General features: G+C 73.9%; 22 protein-coding genes and 1 pseudogene. 10 read left to right on the forward strand and 13 right to left on the reverse strand.

Features of this window, described 5'->3' with window-relative positions; all coding sequences use genetic code 11:
• Positions 1-4: 4 nt before the first annotated feature.
• The gene (hutU, locus tag AC2TEW_RS33070; protein WP_484626967.1) at positions 5-1,711 is read right to left on the reverse strand and encodes a urocanate hydratase; all 1,707 of its coding nucleotides are present in this window, start codon (positions 1,709-1,711) and stop codon (positions 5-7) included.
• A 319-nt stretch (positions 1,712-2,030) separates the two neighbouring features.
• Between hutU and AC2TEW_RS33075 the strand changes: the two genes are divergently transcribed.
• Positions 2,031-2,207, forward strand: coding sequence for a hypothetical protein (locus tag AC2TEW_RS33075; RefSeq protein WP_484626968.1), 177 nt, complete (start codon positions 2,031-2,033; stop codon positions 2,205-2,207).
• A 15-nt stretch (positions 2,208-2,222) separates the two neighbouring features.
• Here AC2TEW_RS33075 and AC2TEW_RS33080 read toward each other — a convergent pair whose 3' ends face one another.
• Positions 2,223-2,570 carry a hypothetical protein gene (locus AC2TEW_RS33080; protein WP_484626969.1) on the reverse strand — a complete coding sequence of 116 codons (348 nt, stop codon included), beginning with the start codon at positions 2,568-2,570 and terminating at the stop codon, positions 2,223-2,225.
• 156 nt (positions 2,571-2,726) lie between these two features.
• Complete coding sequence (locus AC2TEW_RS33085) at positions 2,727-3,596, reverse strand: MurR/RpiR family transcriptional regulator (protein ID WP_484626970.1); 870 nt, start codon at positions 3,594-3,596, stop codon at positions 2,727-2,729.
• Between the two features lie 207 nt (positions 3,597-3,803).
• Here AC2TEW_RS33085 and AC2TEW_RS33090 point away from each other — a divergent pair, with 207 nt between their 5' ends.
• Positions 3,804-4,199, forward strand: coding sequence for a hypothetical protein (locus AC2TEW_RS33090; RefSeq protein ID WP_484626971.1), 396 nt, complete (start codon positions 3,804-3,806; stop codon positions 4,197-4,199).
• A gap of 30 nt (positions 4,200-4,229) precedes the next feature.
• Here the strand turns inward: AC2TEW_RS33090 and hutH are convergent, their stop codons facing one another.
• The gene (gene hutH / locus AC2TEW_RS33095; RefSeq protein ID WP_484626972.1) at positions 4,230-5,804 is read right to left on the reverse strand and encodes a histidine ammonia-lyase; all 1,575 of its coding nucleotides are present in this window, start codon (positions 5,802-5,804) and stop codon (positions 4,230-4,232) included.
• Positions 5,805-6,058: 254 nt separating this feature from the next.
• Here hutH and fdhD point away from each other — a divergent pair, with 254 nt between their 5' ends.
• On the forward strand, positions 6,059-6,877 hold the full coding sequence (gene fdhD / locus AC2TEW_RS33100) for a formate dehydrogenase accessory sulfurtransferase FdhD (RefSeq protein WP_484626973.1): 819 nt from the start codon (positions 6,059-6,061) through the stop codon (positions 6,875-6,877).
• 37 nt (positions 6,878-6,914) lie between these two features.
• On the opposite strand, the gene AC2TEW_RS33105 is transcribed toward fdhD, so the two are convergent.
• From AC2TEW_RS33105 to AC2TEW_RS33130, 6 genes and pseudogenes are all read right to left on the reverse strand, one after another.
• Positions 6,915-7,268: a hypothetical protein gene (locus tag AC2TEW_RS33105; RefSeq protein WP_484626974.1), complete on the reverse strand. Its 354-nt coding sequence runs from the start codon at positions 7,266-7,268 to the stop codon at positions 6,915-6,917.
• 127 nt (positions 7,269-7,395) lie between these two features.
• The gene (locus AC2TEW_RS33110; RefSeq protein WP_484626975.1) at positions 7,396-7,833 is read right to left on the reverse strand and encodes a winged helix DNA-binding protein; all 438 of its coding nucleotides are present in this window, start codon (positions 7,831-7,833) and stop codon (positions 7,396-7,398) included.
• A 2-nt stretch (positions 7,834-7,835) separates the two neighbouring features.
• On the reverse strand, positions 7,836-8,327 hold the full coding sequence (locus AC2TEW_RS33115; protein WP_484626976.1) for a MarR family winged helix-turn-helix transcriptional regulator: 492 nt from the start codon (positions 8,325-8,327) through the stop codon (positions 7,836-7,838).
• A gap of 751 nt (positions 8,328-9,078) precedes the next feature.
• Positions 9,079-10,266, reverse strand: a pseudogene (locus tag AC2TEW_RS33120) (GGDEF domain-containing protein); the annotation flags it as partial.
• A 201-nt stretch (positions 10,267-10,467) separates the two neighbouring features.
• The gene (locus AC2TEW_RS33125) at positions 10,468-11,574 is read right to left on the reverse strand and encodes an adenylate/guanylate cyclase domain-containing protein (protein ID WP_484626977.1); all 1,107 of its coding nucleotides are present in this window, start codon (positions 11,572-11,574) and stop codon (positions 10,468-10,470) included.
• Between the two features lie 166 nt (positions 11,575-11,740).
• Positions 11,741-12,601 (reverse strand): biotin--[acetyl-CoA-carboxylase] ligase, encoded by an 861-nt coding sequence (locus AC2TEW_RS33130; protein ID WP_484627007.1) that lies wholly within the window; start codon positions 12,599-12,601, stop codon positions 11,741-11,743.
• Positions 12,602-12,900: 299 nt separating this feature from the next.
• On the opposite strand from AC2TEW_RS33130, the gene AC2TEW_RS33135 reads away from it, so the two are divergent.
• Together AC2TEW_RS33135 and AC2TEW_RS33140 are read left to right on the forward strand one after the other, a co-directional pair.
• Positions 12,901-14,481 carry an acyl-CoA carboxylase subunit beta gene (locus AC2TEW_RS33135; RefSeq protein ID WP_484626978.1) on the forward strand — a complete coding sequence of 527 codons (1,581 nt, stop codon included), beginning with the start codon at positions 12,901-12,903 and terminating at the stop codon, positions 14,479-14,481.
• A gap of 24 nt (positions 14,482-14,505) precedes the next feature.
• Complete coding sequence (locus AC2TEW_RS33140) at positions 14,506-14,724, forward strand: acyl-CoA carboxylase subunit epsilon (protein WP_359886155.1); 219 nt, start codon at positions 14,506-14,508, stop codon at positions 14,722-14,724.
• Positions 14,725-14,802: 78 nt separating this feature from the next.
• Here AC2TEW_RS33140 and AC2TEW_RS33145 read toward each other — a convergent pair whose 3' ends face one another.
• Positions 14,803-15,258, reverse strand: a complete 456-nt coding sequence (locus tag AC2TEW_RS33145; protein WP_484626979.1) for a DoxX family protein — start codon at positions 15,256-15,258, stop codon at positions 14,803-14,805.
• A 222-nt stretch (positions 15,259-15,480) separates the two neighbouring features.
• Between AC2TEW_RS33145 and mmpB the strand changes: the two genes are divergently transcribed.
• Positions 15,481-15,618, forward strand: coding sequence for a morphogenic membrane protein MmpB (gene mmpB / locus AC2TEW_RS33150; protein ID WP_199520343.1), 138 nt, complete (start codon positions 15,481-15,483; stop codon positions 15,616-15,618).
• Between the two features lie 40 nt (positions 15,619-15,658).
• Positions 15,659-16,258, forward strand: a complete 600-nt coding sequence (locus tag AC2TEW_RS33155) for a nucleoside triphosphate pyrophosphatase (RefSeq protein WP_484626980.1) — start codon at positions 15,659-15,661, stop codon at positions 16,256-16,258.
• Between the two features lie 70 nt (positions 16,259-16,328).
• Here the strand turns inward: AC2TEW_RS33155 and AC2TEW_RS33160 are convergent, their stop codons facing one another.
• A complete protein-coding gene (locus tag AC2TEW_RS33160; protein WP_484626981.1) occupies positions 16,329-17,084 on the reverse strand; it encodes an alpha/beta hydrolase family protein in 756 nt (251 codons plus the stop codon).
• A 249-nt stretch (positions 17,085-17,333) separates the two neighbouring features.
• Here AC2TEW_RS33160 and AC2TEW_RS33165 point away from each other — a divergent pair, with 249 nt between their 5' ends.
• The 3 genes from AC2TEW_RS33165 to AC2TEW_RS33175 all read left to right on the forward strand — a co-directional run bounded on the left by AC2TEW_RS33165 (position 17,334) and on the right by AC2TEW_RS33175 (position 21,807).
• Complete coding sequence (locus tag AC2TEW_RS33165; RefSeq protein WP_484626982.1) at positions 17,334-18,086, forward strand: hypothetical protein; 753 nt, start codon at positions 17,334-17,336, stop codon at positions 18,084-18,086.
• Positions 18,087-18,314: 228 nt separating this feature from the next.
• Positions 18,315-20,087: an acetyl/propionyl/methylcrotonyl-CoA carboxylase subunit alpha gene (locus AC2TEW_RS33170; RefSeq protein ID WP_484626983.1), complete on the forward strand. Its 1,773-nt coding sequence runs from the start codon at positions 18,315-18,317 to the stop codon at positions 20,085-20,087.
• 280 nt (positions 20,088-20,367) lie between these two features.
• Positions 20,368-21,807, forward strand: a complete 1,440-nt coding sequence (locus AC2TEW_RS33175) for an amino acid permease (protein WP_484626984.1) — start codon at positions 20,368-20,370, stop codon at positions 21,805-21,807.
• Between the two features lie 245 nt (positions 21,808-22,052).
• On the opposite strand, the gene AC2TEW_RS33180 is transcribed toward AC2TEW_RS33175, so the two are convergent.
• Complete coding sequence (locus tag AC2TEW_RS33180; protein ID WP_484627008.1) at positions 22,053-22,997, reverse strand: DeoR/GlpR family DNA-binding transcription regulator; 945 nt, start codon at positions 22,995-22,997, stop codon at positions 22,053-22,055.
• Positions 22,998-23,127: the final 130 nt, after the last annotated feature.

Consider the following 23,127-nt stretch of genomic DNA (forward strand, 5'->3'; position numbering starts at 1 on the left):
TCGGTCACAGCTCGTTCATGGGGACGCGGACCCCGCGCTCGGCCGCGACCTCGCTCGCCAGGTCGTAGCCGGCGTCGACGTGCCGGATGACGCCCATGCCCGGGTCGTTGGTGAGCACCCGGCGGATCTTCTCGCCCGCCAGCGCGGTGCCGTCGGCGACGGTGACCTGGCCGGCGTGGATCGAGCGGCCGATGCCGACGCCGCCGCCGTGGTGGATGGAGACCCAGGACGCGCCGGAGGCGACGTTGACCATGGCGTTCAGCAGCGGCCAGTCGGCGATCGCGTCCGAGCCGTCCAGCATGGCCTCGGTCTCGCGGTACGGGGAGGCGACCGAGCCGCAGTCCAGGTGGTCGCGGCCGATCACGATCGGGGCGGACAGCTCGCCGGAGGCGACCATGTCGTTGAAGCGCTCGCCGGCCTTGTCCCGCTCGCCGTAGCCGAGCCAGCAGATCCGCGCCGGCAGGCCCTGGAAGTGCACCTTCTCCTGGGCCATCTTGATCCAGCGGTGCAGCGACTCGTTCTCCGGGAAGAGGTCGAGCACGGCCTTGTCGGTCTTGTAGATGTCCTGCGCGTCGCCGGACAGCGCGGCCCAGCGGAACGGGCCCTTGCCCTCGCAGAACAGCGGCCGGATGTACGCCGGGACGAAGCCGGGGAACTCGAACGCCCGGGTGTAGCCCGCGAGCTGGGCCTCGCCGCGGATGGAGTTGCCGTAGTCGAAGACCTCGGCGCCGCGGTCCTGGAAGCCGACCATCGCCTCGACGTGCTTGGCCATCGACTCGCGCGAGCGCTGGGTGAACTCGGCCGGCTTGGCGGCCGCGTAGTCGGCCATGTCGTCGAAGGCGACGCCGATCGGCAGGTAGCTCAGCGGGTCGTGGGCGCTGGTCTGGTCGGTGACGATGTCGATCGGCGCGTCCATCGCCAGCAGCTGCGGGAACAGCTCGGCGGCGTTGCCCAGCAGGCCGATCGAGAGCGGCTGCTTCTTGTCGCGGGCCTCCACGGCGAGCTGCAGCGCGTGGTCCAGGTTCTTGGCCTCGACGTCCAGGTAGCGGTGCTCGATCCGGCGGGAGATCCGGGACGGGTCGCAGTCGATGCAGATCGCCACACCGCCGTTCATGGTGACGGCGAGCGGCTGGGCGCCGCCCATGCCGCCGAGACCGGCGGTGAGGGTGATGGTGCCCTCGAGGGTGTTGTTGAACTTCTTGGCCGCGACGGCGCCGAAGGTCTCGTAGGTGCCCTGGAGGATGCCCTGGGTGCCGATGTAGATCCACGAACCGGCGGTCATCTGGCCGTACATGGTGAGCCCGAGGCTCTCCAGCCGGCGGAACTCCTCCCAGTTGGCCCAGTCGCCGACCAGGTTGGAGTTGGCGATCAGGACGCGCGGCGCCCACTCGTGGGTCTGCATCACACCGACCGGACGGCCGGACTGGACCAGCATGGTCTCGTCCTGCTTGAGGGTCTGCAGGGTGCGGACCATGGCGTCGTACGAGCGCCAGTCGCGGGCCGCCTTGCCGGTGCCTCCGTAGACCACCAGCTTGGACGGGTGCTCTGCGACCTCGGGGTCGAGGTTGTTCATGAGCATCCGCAGGGCGGCCTCCTGCTGCCACCCCTGCGTGGTCAGGTTCGTCCCGCGCGCCGCGCGGACCTCACGCGGACCACTGCCCGTCTGCTGCTGCACCATGCTGCCGGCCTCCCTGCGGATGGATTCATTCATGATTTGGTTCTCTGAATATATCCAATCAATCCGCCGTCGGCCAGAGCCCGGGCCCACCAATCCGCCCGGCCCGGGCGAGAGCCGGCGGTACGGTGCCCCGGACGGACGGACAAGGAGGGCGCCGTGACCGCCGGCATCACCGCCCGGCCCGGCAGACTCCGCGAGGCGGCCGAGCGGATCGAGCAGCGCACCGGGCTCAGGGTCCAGATCATCGGAGGCTCCCTGGTGATGTCCCCCACTCTCCGCGGCAAGCACGCGGGCGTCATCCGGCGCCTGCGCGGACATCAGCAACAAGACCGAGTGGTACGCGACGGCCGGGGTGGCGGTCCTGCTGGCCGTCGACCCCCGGCACGGGACCTGGACGCTGTACTCCCACCCGCGGGACGGGGTCCACAAGGGTGTGCTCGACGGGCGCTACGGCATGGCGGTGCCGCTGCCCGCGCCCCTTCCCGCGCTGGGGACGGACGGGCTTGCGCGGTACGCCGGCCGCGGCTGAGGGCCCGCCCCGGGGTCAGGCGGCCGCGTCGCCGTCCCAGTCGATGCCGATCTCGGCCAGCCAGCGGCGGTCCTCGGCGCCCACCGCGTCGGGTCGGGCCGGGGCCGCCGCCGGGTCGGCCGGGCGCTGGGTGCGCGGGATCTCGCGGATCGGGCCGATGCCGTACTTCTCCGCCGCGCCGGCCGCCGCGTCCGGGTCGATCACCCCGACGTGGACGGCGCTCTCGTCGCCCGGCTCCAGGACCACCAGGTCGGGTTCGGGCGGCTGCCGCAGCGAGATCCGCCGGCCGCAGGTCGGGCAGGACCATTCGTCGGCCCCCGAGGCGAGCCGGCCGGTCAGTCTCATCTGGTGGATCGGGCCCATGGCTGACTCCCCCGTCCGGCCCTGGCGCCAGGGCCTGTGGAGGGTCTGCCCGCTGACGGCCGCCGGGCAACCGGCCGAGGCCAAGCTGTGCCCTCGGGACCGCCCCCGGCCACTGCGGGCCCCGGCGCGCGAGGCCCCGGCCACTGCGGTCCCCGGCTACTCCAGGAAGAGCCCGCGGGCCGCGGCGGACTGCTCGATCGCCTCCAGCCGGGCCTCCGCGCCGGGCATCTCGTCGCACATGGTCTGCAGCAGCACCCGGCCGAGCATCATCGGCGCACAGGCGGTGTCGAAGACCAGGCCGGTGCCGACCGCGGCCGGGAGCATCAGGTCGGAGAGCTTGGCGACCGGGGCGAAGGCGCTGTCGGCGACGGTCAGCACGGTCAGCCCGCAGTCCCGGGCCACCGCCAGGGCGTCCATCAGCTCCCGCGGGTAGCGCGGCAGCGCGAAGCAGAGCAGCGCCGAGGCCCCGGCGAAGGCGGCCTGTTCGATCCGGTCGGCGAGCATCGAGCCGCCCTCGTCCAGCAGCCGCACGTCGGGGTGGACCTTGGCGGCGAAGTACGCGAAGCCGCGGGCCTGGGCGGAGGCCGCCCGCAGGCCGAGCACCGGCAGCGGCCGGGAGGCGGCGAGCAGCCGGGCGGCCCGGACGATCGGCTCCGGGTCGGCGAGCAGCGCGGCCAGGTGCCGCAGGTGCTCGATCTCGGCCAGCACGGCCTGCTGGTGCTCGTTGCGCACCGCGTCGGCGGGGGTCTCGGGGGCGGCCGGCTCGCCGCCGCCGAGTTCGCGCAGCTGCTTGCGCAGCGCCGGGTAGCCGTCGTAGCCGAGGGCGACCGCGAACCGGGTGACGGAGGGCTGGCTGACCCCGGCCAGCTCGGCGACCTCGACGCTGGACAGGAACGGCGCCTCGGTGGCGTGCCGGACCAGCGAGTGCGCGATCCGGCGCTGCGTCGGCGTCAGCCGGTGGCCCTCGAAGAGCTGCAGCAGGCGGGCGGACGGGCCCACGGCGCCGTTCTCCTCCGGGGCGGTCATCTGCGGTACCTCCGAGCTCGGGTTCGGCTGACGCCGCTGGCTGCGGCGGCTGGGACGACTGTGGCGCAGTCCCGCCAGGTGGGCAATGGTGTTTCGGGATCCGGGACGGACCGATTCTCGGGGGCGACCCTGATTTCTCCCTGAAGATCCCCGGAATCCCCGCCCCCCGCTGGCTGACGACCCGTCCGGACCGTCACCATGGCCCCCATGGACTCTCGCCAGGACGACCTGCGCCGCGATCTCGACGCCGCCGTGCAGACCCGCAAGGAGCTGGGCAAGGAGTACGAGTCGGAGATCGTCGACTCCTTCCTCGCCCGGCTCGACGCCCGCCTCGACGCCCGGGTCGAGCAGCGGGCCGCCGAGCAGCTGGACCGCCAGGGTCCGGCCCGGGGCCGGGAGCGCGGGCGCGGCGGCCGGTTCACGCTGGGCGGCGCCTCGCTGGTGCTGGGCATCCCGCTGACCGCCATCGCCACCGAGAACGCCGGGGTCACCGGTCTGATCGTCTGCTGGGCCGGGATCGTCGGGGTCAACCTGTCCGCCGCCCTCGGGGACCGCCGCCGGGAGCGTGAGCTGTCCCGCGGCACCCGGAGCGAGTGGGCCTGACGGCCGCCCGCCCCGGGCACCGGCGACGGGTCAGGCCAGCGGACCGGTGACCCGCTCGACCGCCTCGACCAGGCCGCCGGAGGCGACCAGGGCGTGCGCGGCCTCCAGGTCCGGCGACAGGAAGCGGTCCCGGCCGGGACCCTGGACGCCGGCCTCGCGGGCCGCGGCGATGGCCGCGGCGGTGGCGGGGGCGATCGGGCCGCTGCCGCCGTCCGCGCGGATCTCCAGGGCGCGGGCCGAGGCGAGCAGCTCGACGGCGAGCACCCGGGCGAGGTTCTCCACCGCCAGGCGCAGCTTGCGCGCGGCCGACCAGCCCATCGAGACGTGGTCCTCCTGCATGGCGGAGGACGGGATCGAGTCCACCGAGGCCGGGACGGCGAGCCGCTTGTTCTCGCTGACCAGGGCGGCCTGGGTGTACTGGGCGATCATCAGACCGGAGTCCACGCCCGGGTCGTCGGCGAGGAACGCGGGCAGGCCGTGCGAGCGCGCCTTGTCGAGCAGCCGGTCGGTGCGGCGCTCGGAGATCGAGGCCAGGTCGGCGGCGGCGATGGCGAGGAAGTCCAGCACGTACGCGACCGGGGCGCCGTGGAAGTTGCCGTTGGACTCGACCCGGCCGTCGGGCAGCACCACCGGGTTGTCGACCGAGGCGGCCAGCTCGCGGGAGGCGACCAGGGCGGCGTGCGCGAGGGTGTCCCGGCCGGCGCCGGCCACCTGCGGGGCGCAGCGGATCGAGTAGGCGTCCTGGACCCGCGGGGCGTCGTCCTGGTGGTGGCCGGTCAGGCCGGAACCGCTGAGTACGGCGAGCATGTTGGCGGCGCTGAGCGCCTGGCCCGGGTGCGGGCGGACGGCGGAGTGCAGCTCGGGGGCGAGCACCTTGTCGGTGCCGAGCAGCGCCTCCAGGCTCATCGCGGCGGTGATGTCGGCGGTGGTGAACAGCCGGGAGAGGTCGGCGATGGCCATCACCAGCATGCCGAGCATGCCGTCGGTGCCGTTGATGAGGGCCAGGCCCTCCTTCTCCAGCAGCTCGACCGGCTCGATGCCGGCCTCGGCGAGCAGCTCGCCGGCCGGGCGCTCGACGCCGTCGGGGCCGTACGCGACGCCCTCGCCCATCAGCACCAGGGCGCAGTGCGAGAGCGGCGCGAGGTCGCCGGAGCAGCCCAGCGAGCCGAACTCGCGGACCACGGGGGTGATGCCGGCGTTCAGGATGGCGGCCATCGTCTCCGCGACCAGCGGGCGCACCCCGGTACGGCCGGAGGCCAGGGTCTTCATCCGCAGGAACATCAGCGCGCGGACCACCTCGCGCTCGACGGCCGGGCCCATGCCGGCGGCGTGCGAGCGGACCAGCGAGCGCTGCAGCTGGGCGCGCAGCTCGGGGCTGATGTGGCGGACGGCGAGCGCGCCGAAACCGGTCGAGACGCCGTAGACCGGGCGCGGTTCGGCGGCGAGGGCCTCGATCGTGGCGCGGGCGGCGGCCATCTCGGCCTGCGCGTCCGGGCCGATCTCGACCCGGGCGTTGCCGCGCGCGACGGCGAGCACGTCCTCGGCGCTGACGTCGGCCTTGCCGACCTGGATCACGGGGGCATCGACGGCCACAGCACTGTGCATATCCATATGCACAATGACATCAGGTGAATGAGGATATGACAACCGCTGACGCGCAGCCGGTTCGCCGACCGGTGTGACCCGCGTCACCGCCGGACTCCCGGGGCGGCGAACAACCGCCCGTCGACGGGTCCGGCCCCGGCCCCGGAGCGGCCCCGGAGCGGCCCCGGAGCGGCCACGCGGCGGCCTGCGGCGGATTTCCGTGCGGGCCCGGTGTGCCGCAAGCTGGGGCGAGGCAGCGAGCGGAGGCGGGATCGATGGCGCGGGCGACGGTACGGCGGCGGGTGGTTCGGCTGCGGGGCGCGGAGAGATCCGCCCGGCCGGACGCGCTGGCGGCGGAGGAGCCGCTGGAGATCCGGCTGGGCGGCGAGCCGCTCACAGTCACCATGCGCACCCCCGGCCACGACTTCGACCTGGTCGCGGGCTTCCTGGTCGGCGAGGGCCTGGTGCACGGCGGCGAGCAGCTGGCGGCACTGCGCTACTGCGCCGGGACGGACGCGGACGGCGCCAACACCTACAACGTGGTCGACGCGACGCTGCGCGGCGCGGGCGCGCTGCCGCTGTCCGCGCACCGCAACCTGCTCACCACCAGCGCCTGCGGACTGTGCGGCCGGGACACCGTGGAGGCGGTCCGCACCCACAGCCACTGGCCGGTGGAGAAGGACCCGCTGACGGTGCCCGCGGAGTTGCTGTACGAGTTGCCGGACCGGCTGCGCGCGGCCCAGCGGACCTTCGAGTCGACCGGCGGCCTGCACGCCGCCGGACTGTTCGACGGCGGGGGCGCACTGCTGTGCGCGCGGGAGGACGTCGGCCGGCACAACGCCGTCGACAAGGTGATCGGCTGGGCGCTGCGCGAGGGGAGGCTGCCGCTGACCGGGCATCTGCTGCTGGTCAGCGGCCGGGCCTCGTTCGAACTGACCCAGAAGGCGGCGCTGGCGGGGATCCCGCTGCTGGCCGCCGTCTCGGCACCGTCCTCACTGGCGGTGGACCTGGCCGAGGAGCTCGGCCTGACCCTGGTCGGCTTCCTGCGCGGACAGGGCGGCAACGTCTACACCCGCGCGGACCGGATCGCCTAGGGCCGGACCGCACGGGACCGGACCGCGTGGGACCGGTTCAGGAGCGGCGGATCCGGCGGCGGATCAGCCAGACCACGACGCAGACCACCAGGATCACGAAGGCCACCGCGACCAGCAGGCCGATCAGGCCGCCCTTGCTCTTCTTCTTCTTGCTCTTGCTCTTTGACTTCGAGCCGGCCAGCTCGGTCCGGGTCTGCGCCTGCGCGCCGGCCCGGCCGGCGGCCCGGTCCTGCGACGACGACGGCGACTGCGGGCCGGCCGCCGACGGTGCCTGCTGGACGGCCGAGACCGCCGCGGTACGGGGCACGGCCTGCGCCGCACCGGCGGTCAGCGCGCTGCCGCCGACGGCGAGGGCCAGGGCGAGCAGCGCCCCTGCCAGACGTGTCCTCATCAGCCCGAACCTCATTTCCCGCCCGCCCCGGTGGCCTGCGACGGCCCACTGTGGCACGCCCGGCCCGGACCGCGACAGGGGTCCGGGCCCGGCCGTACCCCAGCTGTGACGCTGTAACAGCGCGCTGTCACCCGGCCAGTTCGGCGTCGGCGCGGGCGGTCACGGCGGTCAGGACCCGGGCCGCGGCGGCCAGGTCCTCGGGCGGCAGGCCGCCGTACAGCCGGGCGGTGAGCTCGGCGACGTCGGCGCGGATGCCGCTCTGGCGTCCGCGGCCCGCCTCGGTGAGAGCGATGCCGTCGGCCGCGCCGGGGGACGGCGCCAGCAGGCCGGCGTCGGTGAGCTCGGCGAGGACGGCCAGCGCGGCCGCCCGGTCGATCTTCAGGCCTGCGGTCAGCCGCGCCAGCACCTGCTCGCGGTCGGCGGTACCGCCCTGGTCGGCCACGGCGTTCAGGGCCAGCGACTGCTGGAAGGTGGTGCCGCCGGGAGCCAGCACGCGCTCCAGCAGGGCGCGGGTGGCGTAGTGCGCACGGCCGATGACCTGGCCGTTCAGGGTGGGGACGGACATGGCTACTCCTCGATCGGTGAATCGGTCGGCGTGTCGGGCGGCACGTCGAGTGGGGCGTCGAGCAGCGCGGTCAGCTCGCCGACCAGCGCCGCGGTGCGGGCGCTGTCGCGGCCGCCGAGCGGTGCCAGCAGCCGGTCCAGCAGCCGGTGGACCTCGGTGATCGCCCGACCGGTGGCCTCCCGGCCGGGCCCGGTCAGCGACAGCCGCACGGCGCGACTGTCGTCCGGGTCCGGGGCGCGCTCGATCAGCCCGGAGGACTCCAGGGCGCGGGCCAGCTTGGAGACGTACAGCGCCTCGAGCCCGGTGTGGTCGGCCAGCCGGCGCTGGCTGGGGCGCTCGCCGGAGCGCTCCATGCCGTACAGCGAGGACAGCAGCGAGTACTGCGCGTGCGTCAGCCCCAGCGGGGCGACGGTCCGGTCGACCGCCACCCGCCACTTCGTCGACAGCCGCCAGACCAGGAAGCCGGGGGTCGGACCCTCGGGTGTCTCACTCATGAGAGATACAGTACATGGCTATTAAGTACATGGCTACTATCTCGGCGGGACTCCGGACAGGGCGGCGGAGCCGGCCGGGACGCCGAGGGCGGGTGCAGGCCGGGACAGCGGGACGGCGGGACGGCCGGACGCCGGACGGTCAGGCCGGGGGCGGGGAGGCGGGGCCGGAGAGGGCGACCGCGACCAGGGCGCGCAGGGCCGAGGCGATCTGGCCGAGCGGCAGGGTGGAGTCGTCGGCGAACAGCTCGACCAGCCAGCCCCCCGCCGGGTTGGCGCCGCCGGCCGCGACCATCCCCCGGTAGCCGCTGACCACCAGCACCGCCTCCTCGGCCGGGTCGTTGCCCGCCGCGCCGACCCGCAGGGCGAACGAGCCGCCGCGCACCGCCTGCCGGGTGGTCGGGTAGTGCCCGAGGTCGAAGACCGCGTCCGGGGCCTCGATCTGGGCCCGCTGGGTCTGCGCCTTGTTGCCGCTCGGACCGCTGGTCATCCGGTACACGGCGTGCTGCGCGGTGCGCATCAGCTGGGAGCCGGGCGGCACGTACGAGATCCACCAGCCGACCGCGTTCAGCAGCCGGGCGGCGGTCTCGGCGACGGTGGTCAGCCGGGCCAGGGTGTCGGCGGGGTGGCTGGTACGGCGGTTGCCGCCCTGGTCGAGGGCGGCGAGCACGGCCGCGAGCAGCTGGCCGGGGTCGGCGCTGTGCGCGGCGCCCCGGAAGCGGCGGCGGTCGTGGTTGCCGAACCGGGCGGACGGGCCGGTGCGCCGGCCGTCGGCGCGGTGGTGCGGGTCGGCGGCGTCGGCCAGCAGCACGGTGGGGTCGGGGGCGAGCCCGGGACCGTGGCTGCGGCCCGCCACCACCGGGTGGGCGGCGCGGGCGGCCTTGGCGCGGTACTGGGCGGCGTCGGCGAGCCGGAACAGCCGGTCGGGGGTGGTCACCGGGCCGATCGAGTCGCCGGTGGAGGCCACCCCGCAGGCCACCCCCTCGCCCTCGGTCAGCTCCAGCGCCCTGGTGCACAGGTCCTCGGCGACGGCCACCACGTCGTCGGCCTTCTGCCCCTCGGCGAGCAGGCAGAACTCGTCGCCGCCGAGCCGGGCCGCCAGGCTGCCCGGCAGCCGGGCGGCGGACATCGACAGCTGCTGGGCGAACCGTTCCAGCAGCCGGTCGCCCATCTCGTGGCCGAGCTCGTCGTTGACCCGCTTGAGCCCGTTGACGTCGCAGACCACCAGGCTGACCACGGTGTTGTCCCGGTTGTGCGCCTTCAGCGCGCTCTCCAGCCGGGCGTCCACCGCACGGCGGTTGGCGAGGCCGGTGAGGGCGTCGGTGAAGGCGAGCCGGCGCAGGTCCGCGACCCGCTCGGTCTGCGCCAGTCCGGCCGAGATCTGGGCGGCCAGCAGGGTGGCGTAGTCGGTGTCGGCCTCGGTGAACACCGGCAGTCCGACCGTCCGGGCCAGGTACAGCTCCCCCCAGGCCCGGCCGTGCAGCACGATCGGCGCGACCAGGCAGCAGGCCCGGCCCCGGCGGCGCAGTCCGGCGGCGCGCTGCTGGCAGAACGCGCCGACCCCGGCGCTCGCGTACGCGGTGTGCGGGGCCTCGTCCTCGGAGGTCTGCACCCAGGCGCGCGGCAGCCGCCCGGTGGTCCAGTGCTCCTCCAGGTAGCTGACGATCTCCGGGAAGTCGGCGACCGGGTACGACTCGTCCGCGGGCAGCTCCTCCTCGCCGGCCGCCAGCTCGCCGTGGTTGACCAGCACCCGCAGCCGGCCCGACTCGCGGTCCCAGACGGAGACGGCGGCCATCGTGGCGGACAGGGCGTCGGTGGCCCGGACGGCGGCGGCCCGGACGGCCTCCAGCGGGGTCAGCGCGCCGGCCATGTCCTGCGCCAGTGCCACCACCGCCTGCAACCGGAGGTCGGTGGGGGCGGCGGCGCCGCAGCCCTCGGTCATCGTCGCCTCACCACTCACGGATCGCCTCATCCCTCGCCGCGGGCCCGTCCGGACACGCCCGGGCCGGGATCCTGGACCAAGACTATGGCGGCCGCGGGGCGCTATGCCCGATTTGTCAAGGTCGACGCGGGTACGGCGGGTACGGCGGGTACGGCGGCGTACCCGGCGGGGTACGGGGCATCCCGGCGGGTGCGGCGCCGGTCAGCCCAGGCGGCCGGGCCGGGACAGCACCCACGGCTCGACCAGGCCGAGCCCGCGGACCGGGCGCCGCCACATCGGCTGCAGGTGGAAGCGGTGCTCACCGGCCGGCGTCTGCTCGGGCCCGTCCTCGGCGGACGGCGGGGCGGACGCCGCGCCGGTCAGCTCCAGCGCGGCCGCCAGCTCGCCGTCGACCAGCACCGCGTCGCGCGGGGCGATCGAGGTGAGCCGGCTGGCCAGGTTGACCGTGGTGCCGAAGACGTCGCCCATCCGGGAGGTGACGGTGCCGAAGGCCATCCCGACCCGCAGCGCGGGCATGGTGTCCTCCTTGGCCAGCGTCTCGACCAGGCCGAGCGCGATCTCGGCGGCGGTGGCCGGGTCCTCGGAGACGTACAGGATCTCGTCGCCGAGGGTCTTGATGACGCGTCCGCCCTGACCGGCGATCAGGTCGGAGCAGGTGTTCTCGAAGGTCTCGACCAGCTCGCCGAGCTCCTCCTCCTCCAGCCGCCGCGACAGCCGGGTGAAGCCGACCAGGTCGGCGAAGCCGACGGCCAGCCGGCCGCTGGTGATCTCGGTGTCCTCGGCGGCCTGCACCACCCGGCCGGTGACGGCGGCCAGCTGCCGGCGCCACACGTACACCAGGAACTGTTCCAGCTCCGGGAGCAGCAGTTCGACCAGCGGGTAGGCGACGTCGGCGCGGGTCATCCCGGGTTCGACGGCCTGGGTGAGGTTCTCCAGGAAGGTGTCCATCTGCCAGCCGGCCAGCCGGGACGTGGTCTGGCCGGTGGAGCGGGCCACCTGGATCGCCATCGGCTCGCTCAGCAGCCCGGACTCGACCAGGCCGGCCAGCCGGCGCAGCGCGATCACGTCGTTGTCGGTGAGCGCCCGGGACTGCCCGATGTCGGGGAAGCCCATCGCCCGCCAGAACCGGGTGGCCAGCTCCATCGGCACGTCGGCGGCGCGGGCCGCCTGGTACGGCGTGTACCGGCGGGGCGCGTCCAGGATCAGCCGCTCCAGGTCGAGTGCGACCGTCTGGTCGTCGTCGTCCCGCCCGCCGCCGCTCTCGTCTGCCACCGATCCGTCCCCGTGCGGTCGCCGCACTTGCCTCATGTCCTGCCTGTCCCGTGGCGCACGACCCCCGCGCGGGTAGTGGCGCGCCTCACACCGCTGCCAGGTGGAATGTTCGCACGGAAATGCAGGGCATGTCTCCTGAGCTGTGCGGGGGCGCCCCGGCGCGGGCCCGGACCGGGGCCGCGCCGGACGGCGGGAGCGCCGGTCAGGACGGTTCCGGGCGGACGTGGACCACGTCCCCGGCGGCCACCGGGTGGCGCTCGCCGTCGGCGGTGCGGACCACCAGGCGGCCGTCGGCGTCCACCGCGACCGCCTCGCCGTGCAGTTCGCGCTCGCCCGGCAGCTGGACCCGGACCGGGCGGCCCAGGCTGGTGCAGCGGGCGGTGTAGGCGGGCAGCAGGCCGCTGGCGTGCGGGTCGCCGGCCGCCCGGGTCCACTGCCCGTACAGGTCGGCGAACTCGCGCAGCAGGGCGCGCAGCAGGGTCTGCCGGTCGGTGACGGCGGCGCCGGCCAGCGCCAGGGAGGTCGCGGCGGGCACCGGCAGCTCGTCGGCGCGCAGCGAGACGTTGATCCCGAGGCCGACCACCACGGCGCCGTCGGCGAGCTCGGTGAGGATGCCGCCGACCTTGCGCTCGGCGCCGTCCACGGTCACCAGCAGGTCGTTGGGCCACTTCAGGCCGGTTTCGACCTCGGCGACCCGCTCCAGCACCGAGGCGGCGGCCACCCCGGTCAGGATCGGCAGCCAGCCGTAGCGCTCGACCGGCACCCCGCTCGGGCGCAGCAGCAGCGACAGGAAGAGGCCGGAGCGGGCCGGGGCGCTCCACCGGCGGTCGAGGCGGCCGCGGCCGGCGGTCTGCTCCTCGGCGAGCAGGACGGCCCCTTCGGGTGCGCCCTCCTTGGCCCGGGCGGCCAGGTCGGTGTTGGTGGAGCCGGTGTCGGCGACGACGTCCAGGGCGGTCCACAGCGCGCCCGGCAGGACCAGGTCCCGGCGCAGCACGGCGGCGTCCAGCGGGGGCCGGTCGAGGTCGGTCCAGGGGGAGGGGCCGTCGTGGCCGAAGCCACGCAGACCGCTGCGGCGGGGAGGGGTGGGCTCGGTGGGCTCGGTCACCGGGCCAGCGTACCGACGGAGCGTCAGCCGGCCGGCCGCGACGCGAGCGGCTTCACCGTGACGGCCCCGGGTCTCCCGGCACCGGCCGTAAGCCGCCCCATCATCGCGCAGAACGCGCCCGGACACACTGTGTCGCCTGCCATAACCGGAACGGCCCGGCGCTGGCTACGCTACTAGGCGGTAGTTCGCAGCGCCGCCCTGCCCGGAATCCCACCCCTGCGTCAGGCCGCGGCCCATGGACCAGGGAGAGCCACCGGATGACCGAGGCCCCGTACGACCCGCACACCACCGCCGGAAAGCTGGCCGACCTGCGGCGCCGGCTCGACGAGGCGGTGCACTCAGGTTCCGCCGCCGCCGTCGAGAAGCAGCACGCCAAGGGCAAGCTGACGGCCCGTGAGCGGGTGACCGAGCTGCTCGACGAGGACTCCTTCGTGGAGTTCGACGAGTTCGCCCGGCACCGCTCGACCAACTTCGGGCAGGAGAAGAACCGGCCGTACGGCGACGGCGTGGTGACCGGTTACGGCACCGTCGACGGCCGCCAGGTGGCCGTGTTCGCCCAGGACTTCACGGTCTTCGGCGGCTCGCTCGGCGAGGTGTTCGGCGAGAAGATCGTCAAGGTGATGGACTTCGCGCTGAAGACCGGCTGCCCGATGATCGGCATCAACGACTCCGGCGGCGCCCGGATCCAGGAGGGCGTGGTCTCGCTCGGCCTGTACGGCGAGATCTTCCGCCGCAACGTGCACGCCTCCGGGGTGATCCCGCAGATCTCGCTGATCATGGGCCCCTGCGCGGGCGGCGCGGTCTACTCCCCCGCCGTCACCGACTTCGTGGTGATGGCCGACCAGACCTCGCACATGTTCATCACCGGCCCCGACGTGATCAAGACGGTCACCGGCGAGGACGTCGGCATGGAGGAGCTGGGCGGCGCCCGCACCCACAACACCAAGTCCGGCAACGCCCACTACCTGGCCGCGGACGAGAAGGAGGCGATCGAGTACGTCAAGAACCTGCTGTCGTACCTGCCCTCCAACAACCTCTCCGACCCGCCGGTCGTCCCCGAGCAGGCCGACCTGTCGCTCACCGACGAGGACCTGGCGCTCGACACCCTGGTGCCGGACTCGGCCAACCAGCCGTACGACATGCACACCGTGATCGAGCACATCCTCGACGACGGCGAGTTCCTGGAGGTCCAGGGGCTGTACGCGGGCAACATCCTGACCGGCTTCGGCCGGGTCGAGGGCCACCCGGTCGGCATCGTCGGCAACCAGCCGATGAACCTGGCCGGCTGCCTGGACATCGCGGCCAGCGAGAAGGCCGCCCGCTTCGTGCGGACCTGCGACGCCTTCAACATCCCGGTGCTGACCTTCGTCGACGTGCCCGGCTTCCTGCCCGGCACCGGCCAGGAGTGGGACGGCATCATCCGCCGCGGCGCCAAGCTGATCTACGCCTACGCCGAGGCCACCGTGCCGCTGATCACCGTCATCACCCGCAAGGCCTTCGGCGGCGCCTACGACGTGATGGGCTCCAAGCACCTGGGCGCCGACCTCAACCTGGCCTGGCCGACCGCGCAGATCGCGGTGATGGGCGCCCAGGGCGCGGTCAACATCCTGCACCGGCGCGAGATCGCCGCCGCCGAGGACGTCGAGGCCAAGCGGGCCGAGCTGCTGGCCTCGTACGAGGACACCCTGCTCAACCCGTACCTGGCGGCCGAGCGCGGCTACGTGGACGCGGTGATCGCGCCCAGCGAGACCCGCCGGCACATCGTCCGCGGCCTGCGGGCGCTGCGCGGCAAGCGCGAGACGCTGCCGCCCAAGAAGCACGGCAACATTCCGCTGTAGGCCCCGAAGGGAGAGGATGGATCCATGCCCCCGATCCAAGTGCTGCACGGGCAGCCGACCCCCGAGGAGCTGGCCACCGTCCTGGCGGTGGTCTCAGCCCGGGCCGCCGCCGCGCAGGCCGCCGCCGAGGCGGCCCGCCGGGCGGGCGGCCCGGCCACCCCGTGGAACGACCACGCCCGCAAGCTGCGGCCGGTGCTGCGGCCCGGCGCCGCCGCCTGGCGGACGTCCGGCTGGGCGCACTGACGTCCCGTGCCCGACGCGAAGGGTCCCCGGCCGCTGCGGCCGGGGACCCTTCCGTCTGCGCCGTCTGCGCCCGCGGGGTCAGGCGGTGGCGGTGGCCGGCTCCTCGGCGGCCGGACGGCCGATCCGGCCCAGCACGGTGCCCAGCGCCAGGCTGCCGGGGCCGGTGAACACCAGCAGCAGGAAGATCCAGGCGTAGAGCGCGGCGGCCTCGCCGTGGTTCTGGATCGGCCACAGGCCGTGCTCCTGGTGGACGCTGAAGTAGGCGTAGGCCATCGAGCCGGAGCAGACCAGGGCGGCCACCCGGGTGCCGACGCCGAGCAGCACCAGGACGCCCCCGACCAGCTGGATCACGGCCGCGTAGAAGCCGGGCCAGGCCCAGCTCGCGACGGTGGAGCCGTCCCCGCCCGCCCCGCCGAGCACGCCGAACAGCGAGGCGGCGCCGTGGCAGGCGAAGAGCAGGCCGGTGACGATTCTGAACAGGCCGAGCGCGTGCGGCCGTACGGTCTCGACGGCCTCGCGGGGGGCGAAGGACATGGGGGACTCCTCGTGAGGGGGGATCGGGCCGGGGAACTCACTTAGGCTTGCCTAAGCTAAGTAGCGACCGCAATCCCACCCCGCCCGATTTCACGCGCCCGTAACAGATCGTCACAGCTCGGGCACATCTGATGAACCGTCCGGCCCACGGGACCCACGGGCGGACGAAAGTGAGTACGCGTACTCAGGCGGGCCCCGGCGGCGGCGCCGCAAGCTGGCGGTGTGCTCTGGTCAGACCCTCGCGACGAGCCCTCGCCCGAAGCCCGCCGGGTACAGCGCAAGCTGCACCGCGCGGGCCTGCTGCTCGGCGCCGTCACCGTCCTGGCGGCCCTGCTGCTGATGCTCAGAGCAGCCCCCTGACCGGGCCCCGGCGCCACCCCCGAGCCCCTAGTCTTGGCGCATGACCGACCGCCGCACCCTGGTACTCGCCTCCGCCTCCCCCGCCCGCCTCGGGCTCCTGCGCCAAGCCGGGCTCGACCCCCGGGTCCAGGTCAGCGGCTTCGACGAGGACTCGCTCAGCGCCCCCACCCCCGCCGAACTCGCCCTGGTGCTCGCCGTGGCCAAGGCGGAGGCGGTCGCCGCGGGCCTCACCGGCGGCGAACTGGTGATCGGCTGCGACTCGGTGCTGGAACTCGACGGCGAGGCGCTCGGCAAGCCCGCCGACGAGGACGAGGCCCTGCGCCGCTGGCAGTCCATGCGCGGCCGCTCCGGCGTCCTGCGCACCGGCCACTGCGTGATCGACACCGCCGACGGCCGCCAGGTCTCGGCGACCGCGTCCACCACCGTCCGCTTCGGCACCCCCGACGACGCCGAGGTGGCCGCCTACATCGCCAGCGGCGAACCGCTGCACGTGGCCGGGGCGTTCACCCTGGACGGGCGCTCGGCGCCGTTCGTCGAGGGCATCGACGGCGACCCCGGCAACGTGATCGGGCTCTCGCTCCCGCTGCTGCGCCGGCTGCTCGCCGAGCTGGACCTGCGGATCACCGACCTCTGGGCCTGAGTCCGCGCCGGATGCATCGGACGCGCCGGACGCCCCGGACGCGCCGCGGCCGCCGGCGCGCCCGGCCGGATCAGCCTGTCGGCGGCGCGTACTCGGCGAGGAAGGCCTGCACGTCGGGCATCGCACCGTCGGCGAGCAGGGCGGCGCCGTGGCCGGCGCCCGGGTAGATCTTCAGCTTCTTGTCGGCCGAGACCGCCGCCGCGTGCAGGCTCCTCGCGTTGCCGGGGAACGGGCCGTCGTGCTCCTCGGCGGCGAAGAACACCGGCGCCGCCAGCCGCTTCACCGCGGTCGCGGCGTTGTCGGCGCCGAAGGACTCGGGGCCGCTCAGCGAGACCACGGCGGCCACCGGCAGCGGGCTGTCCGGCAGCGCCGCGGCCACCAGCGAACCGGTGCCGCCCTTGGACGCGCCGATCAGGACCACCCGGGCCACCCCCTTGTCCCTGAGGTAGCCGGTGGCCGACCGGATGCCGGTGGCGACGTCCCCGTTGGCGGTGAAGGGCAGCACCGCGTACCCCGCACCGGTGAAGGCGTCGAGGTAGGGGATCCAGTCGCAGAGGCTGCCGCCGTTCTGGTGCGAGAGGACGACCGCGACCCTGGCGCCGCCCGCGTCCGAGTCGCGGAAGTAGGCGTCCACGGTGCTGAGGTCGCTCGGGATGCTGACCGCGCCCTTCGCGCCCTGGTCCTCCGTCAGGCAGCCGTAGGTGACGGCCTTGGCACTCGGCGGGGGCGGGGCGGCCGGGTCCGTACCCGCGCCGGCGCCGCCGCACCCGGCGAGCAGCAGGGCGGACGCCGCCGCCCCGGCCGCGGACCTGCTGAACCGCTTCATGACTCCCCCGTGTTCTCGGCCGTCCGGCCCGGTCGGGCCGTGCGCTGCACGGTAGGGAGCGGGGCCGACGAGCGTCAATGGTCTGGACCATTACGGTTGCGGCACGACCGATCCGGAGCACATCGGTCCGTTTTCCCGTTGCGGATACGGACAGAACCGGCCCCGCACATCTGTCGCAGTGACCCACCGACCCGGGCCCGGCTCCGCCGCTAGGCTGGCGCAGCCGTCGGACCGGAAGGAGGCGCCAGGATGACCGACAGCGTGCTGAACGTGGTGCTCGGCCTGGTCGCCAGCGCCCTCAGTGCCGGCCTCGGCTGGCTCGCGCAGAGCGTGCGACGCCGGCGGCGGCTCGGCCGGGTCCGGGAGTTCTTCGGGATGCCCGCCGGCACCGAGTGCCTGCTGGTGGTCAACCACCACGCCGCCTCGCCGAGCTCCAAGAGCGTGTCGCGCAACGACGTGTACGCGCTGATGGAGCTGTCCGCACTGGTCAAGGAGTGCGGGGCGCAGGCCGAGGTGGTGGCGCACGACCAGGTCCGCCAAGGGCTCGGCGGCAAGGCCGAGTTCTGCCTCGGCGGCCCGGCCAGCAACGCCCGCACCGCGGCCCACCTGGCCTCCTGGCTGCCCGGGGTCGACTTCGCGGTGCAGAACCCGGACGGCCCGTACGGGGACACCACCATCAAGGTGGGCGACCGCGAGTTCGCCTTCGTGCACCCGGACGCCGCGCCCGGCGGGGAGACCTACGTCCTGCTGGCCCGGCTGCACCCGCGGCCGGACAGCCGCCCGGTGTTCCTGATAGCCGGCCAGACCGCGACCTCCAACCACGCGGCGGTGCGCCACCTGGTGGCCAACCACCGCGCCCTGGCCCGGCGGCACGGCAAGGACGGCACCTTCGCGCTGGTCCTTCGGGTGGTCAACGCCCGGGCGTACGGACCGGACGTGATCGAGCCGGTCGCCGACGTCACCGCGGCCGCGACCGCCCGTACGGCACCGGTGGCCGCCTGAGGGACCTTCATGTGGCCAAGACCACACGCCCGACCGCGCGGCTCGAGCCGCCCGCGGGCCCGGCTCTACGGGCCCGCGTAACCTCGCCACCAGCGAGGTGTCCCACTGCGTGACCGGATGATCACATCAGCGGGTCACGCTCCGCGTGGGCTAGCTCACCACCTGGGGCTACTCGCCGGTACCACCCCGCAATCCCTAGACTCAACGAGGTTCAAGAAGGGAGCCACAGTGCGCAAGGTGCTCATCGCCAACCGCGGAGAAATCGCCGTCCGGGTCGCCCGGGCCTGCCGGGACTCCGGTATCGCCAGCGTCGCCGTGTACGCCGAGCCGGACCGGGACGCGCTGCACGTCCGCGCGGCCGACGAGGCCTACGCGCTCGGCGGCGACACCCCGGCCACCAGCTACCTGGACATCGCCAAGGTCCTGAAGGCCGCCGCCGACTCCGGCGCGGACGCCGTCCACCCCGGTTACGGCTTCCTGTCCGAGAACGCGGAGTTCGCCCAGGCCGTCCTGGACGCCGGCCTGACCTGGATCGGCCCGCCGCCGCAGGCCATCCGCGACCTCGGTGACAAGGTCACCGCCCGGCACGTCGCCCAGCGGGCCGGCGCGCCCCTGGTCGCCGGCACCGCGGACCCGGTCGGCGGCGCCGACGAGGTCGTCGCCTTCGCCCGGGAGCACGGTCTGCCGGTCGCCATCAAGGCGGCCTTCGGCGGTGGCGGCCGCGGCCTCAAGGTCGCCCGCACGCTGGAGGAGATCCCGGAGCTGTTCGACTCCGCGGTCCGCGAGGCGGTCGCCGCCTTCGGTCGCGGCGAGTGCTTCGTCGAGCAGTACCTGGACAACCCGCGGCACGTCGAGACCCAGTGTCTGGCCGACCAGCACGGCAACGTGGTGATCGTCTCGACCCGTGACTGCTCGCTCCAGCGGCGCCACCAGAAGCTGGTCGAGGAGGCCCCCGCGCCGTTCCTGACCGCCGAGCAGAACGCCGAGCTGTACCGGGCGTCCAAGGCGATCCTGCGCGAGGCCGGCTACGTCGGCGCCGGCACCTGCGAGTTCCTGGTCTCCCAGGACGGACTGATCTCCTTCCTGGAGGTCAACACCCGCCTGCAGGTCGAGCACCCGGTCTCCGAGGAGGTCACCGGCATCGACCTGGTCCGCGAGATGTTCCGGATCGCGGACGGCGAGGAGCTCGGCTACGACGACCCGGAGATCCGCGGTCACTCGATCGAGTTCCGGATCAACGGCGAGGACCCGGGCCGCAACTTCCTGCCGGCCCCCGGCACGGTGACGCTGTTCGCGCCGCCGTCCGGCCCGGGCGTGCGGCTGGACGCGGGCGTCGAGAGCGGCTCGGTGATCGGCCCGGCCTGGGACTCGCTGCTGGCCAAGCTGATCGTCACCGGCGCCACCCGCAAGCAGGCGCTGCAGCGCGCGGCCCGCGCGCTGGCGGAGTTCAAGGTGGAGGGCATGGCCACGGCCATCCCGTTCCACCAGGCGGTCGTCACCGACCCGGCGTTCGCGCCGGAGGTGCACGGCAGCGACGAGCCGTTCACGGTCTACACCCGCTGGATCGAGACCGAGTTCGACAACACCATCCCCGCCTTCACCGGCGCGGGCGGGGACGCCGAGGAGGCGGACCAGCGGGAGACCGTGGTGGTCGAGGTCGGCGGCAAGCGGATCGAGGTCTCGCTGCCCTCCTCGCTGGGCGTCTCCAGCGCCCCGGCGGCCGGTGGCGCCGCGGCCAAGACCAAGCGCCGCGCGGGTGCCAAGAAGGCCGGCTCGGCGGTCGGCGGTGACACGCTGGCCTCGCCGATGCAGGGCACCATCGTGAAGGTGGCGGTGACGGAGGGCCAGACCGTCGCCGAGGGCGAGCTGATCGTCGTCCTGGAGGCGATGAAGATGGAGCAGCCGCTCAACGCGCACAAGGCCGGCACCATCGTCGGCCTCAAGGCCGAGGTCGGCGCCAGCGTCAGCAGCGGCGCGGCGCTCTGCGAGATCAAGGACTGACCCCGCGTCGGTGCCACGGACCGGTCCGGATCCCCGCCTCGGGGGTCCGGACCGGTCCGTTTCCGGCCCGCCACCAGGCGTCTTCTGACAGCGGGTGACAAGGTCACGACAGCGGCTCATCGGTGTGACGAGTGCGCGGTACTCGTCGGTATTCGGTGATGGGGATTCCGATACCCGGACGTAGCCGCTAGTTTGCCCGAATCGCGTGATTCCGTCCCCACATCCCTCCGGCAGCAGTGGCCGAGGGTCCGGGTTCGCGCGGGAAAGGCAGTACCTCCTCATGAGCGCGGACACCACCCAGCGCACCAGGACCGGCCCCGAGGCCGCCGCCGGCAACCCCGGCGGCGACCTGCACGCCGGGCTCAAGAACCGCCACCTGTCGATGATCGCCATCGGCGGTGTGATCGGCGCCGGACTCTTCGTCGGCTCCGGCGCCGGCATCGCCTCCACCGGCCCCGGCATCCTGCTCTCGTACACCCTGGCCGGCGTGCTGGTCGTGATGGTGATGCGGATGCTCGGCGAGATGGCCGCGGCCGACCCCCAGAGCGGATCCTTCTCCGCGTACGCGGACCGGGCGCTGGGACGCTGGGCCGGCTTCTCGATCGGGTGGCTCTACTGGTTCTTCTGGGTGGTCGTGCTGGCCGTGGAGGCCACCGCCGGCGCCAAGATCCTGAACGGCTGGATGCCCGCCGTCCCGCAGTGGGCCTTCGCCCTGCTGGTGATGGCCGTGCTGACCGCGACCAACCTGGGCTCGGTGGCCTCGTACGGCGAGTTCGAGTTCTGGTTCGCCGGGATCAAGGTGGTAGCCATCGCGGCCTTCATCGTGATCGGCGTCCTGGCCGTGTTCGGCCTGCTGCCCGGCACCCACGCGGTCGGCACCAGCAACCTGACCGGCCACGGCGGCTTCCTGCCGCACGGCGTCGGCGCCGTCTTCACCGGCATGCTCACCGTGGTCTTCGCCTTCATGGGCAGCGAGATCGTCACCCTCGCCGCCGGCGAGTCCGCCGACCCGGAGAAGGCCGTCAGCAAGGCCACCAACAGCGTGATCTGGCGGATCGGCATCTTCTACCTGGGCTCGATCCTGATCGTGGTCACCCTGCTGCCCTGGGACTCCGCGGACGTCAGGAAGAGCCCGTACGTGGCCGTGCTGGAGCACGTCGGCATCCCCGGCGCGGGCCGGGTGATGGACGTCATCGTGCTGACCGCCGTGCTGTCCTGCCTCAACTCGGGCCTGTACACGGCCTCCCGGATGGCCTTCTCGCTCGGCCGCCGGGGCGACGCGCCCGCCGCCTTCGCCAAGGTCAGCAGCCGCGGCGTGCCGACCGTCGCGATCCTGTCCTCGGTGGTCTTCGGCTTCGTCGCGGTGTTCTTCAACTACACCTCGCCGAAGACCGTGTTCCAGTTCCTGCTGAACTCCTCGGGTGCCATCGCCCTGTTCGTCTGGATGGTGATCTGCTTCTCGCAGCTGCGGATGCGGAAGATCATCGAGCGTGAGTCGCCCGAGCGGCTGACCGTCCGGATGTGGCTGTACCCGTACCTGACCTGGGCCACCATCGGCCTGATCGGCTTCGTGATGGTCTACATGTTCACCGACGCCGACGGCCGCCAGCAGATGTACCTGTCGCTGGTCGCGGCCGCGCTGGTGCTGGCCGCCGCGCCGCTGGTGCAGCGCCGCCGGGCCGCCAGGGAGCTGGCGGCGGAGGCGACGAGCGGCGCCTGACGGCCCGCCGCACCCACCCACTGGGCGGTTCCTCGGTCCGCAGGGAGAGCCCTTGGCCGTGTCTGACAATTCCCGCCGGGCGCCCGACGCCGTGCATCCTCCCCCAGCCTCCGGCCGGGAGGGGCCCCCACCTGGACGCACCAGCGAAGCGCCCAAGTACGACCCAGTACGAGGGCGCTCCGCCGGCACGCCCAGCCGGGCGCCCAGCGCCGGGCGCTGATCCGACGCGAATTGTCAGACACGGCCTAGCGGACCCGGGGCCCGCCCAGTTCGGCGAGCCGGCCCGACAGCTGGCCCGGCGGGCCGCTGTGCGCGCCGGGGCGGCGCTGGCCCGGGAGCGGGGCGCCACCCGGTGGCGGGGCGACCCGGCGCGGGGCCCCGGGGCCGGACAGCGCCGACTGGTGGCGCTCCCCGCCGCCGTGCACCACCGGCTCCGGGGGCAGCCCGGTCGGGGCCACCGAGATCCGCACCCCGCAGTCGGCCAGCGCGCTCAGCTCGCAGGCGGTGCCGTCCTCGGCGGTGGACTGCTCGTCCGTCACCAGGTGGGTGATCGCCTCGGTCGGCACGGTCTGGAACATGGTGTCGGCGCCGAGCTTGGTGTGGTCCGCGAGCACGATCACCTCGGCGGCCGCCTGGACCAGGGCGCGGTCGACGCTGGCGGAGAGCATGTTGGTGGTGGACAGGCCGCGCTCGGCGGTCAGGCCGCTGCCGGAGATGAAGGCCTTGGAGACCCGCAGGCCGTGCAGGGACTGCTCGGCCCCACTGCCCACCAGGGCGTAGTTGGAGCCCCGCAGGGTGCCGCCGGTCATCACCACCTCCACCCGGTTGGCGTGGGCCAGCGCCTGGGCGACCAGCAGCGAGTTGGTGACCACCGTCAGGCCCGGGACCCGGGCCAGCCGGCGGGCCAGCTCCTGCGTGGTGGTGCCCGCGCCGACCACCACCGCGTCGCCCTCCTCGACCAGGCCGGCGGCCAGGTCGGCGATGGCGCTCTTCTCGGCGGCGGCGAGATGGGTCTTCTGCGGATAGCCGGGCTCCCGGCTGAAGCCGCCGGGGAGCACCGCGCCGCCGTGCCGGCGGTCGAGCAGCCCTTCGGCCTCCAGCGCCCGGACGTCCCGACGGACGGTGACTTCGGAGGTCTGGACGACACGGGCCAACTCCCGGAGCGAGACCGCTCCGTTGGCGCGCACCATCTCGAGGATCAACTGGCGACGTTCTGCTGCAAACACAGAACCGACGGTAACTGAATGACCGTCTGCTTTCAGGCGTTTGCAGCTGGTAGCGGGAATTGCTCACGTCGGCCCAGCGCGCGACCGTACAATG

It is taken from the genome of Kitasatospora sp. NEAU-CNBT7 (assembly GCF_057220535.1).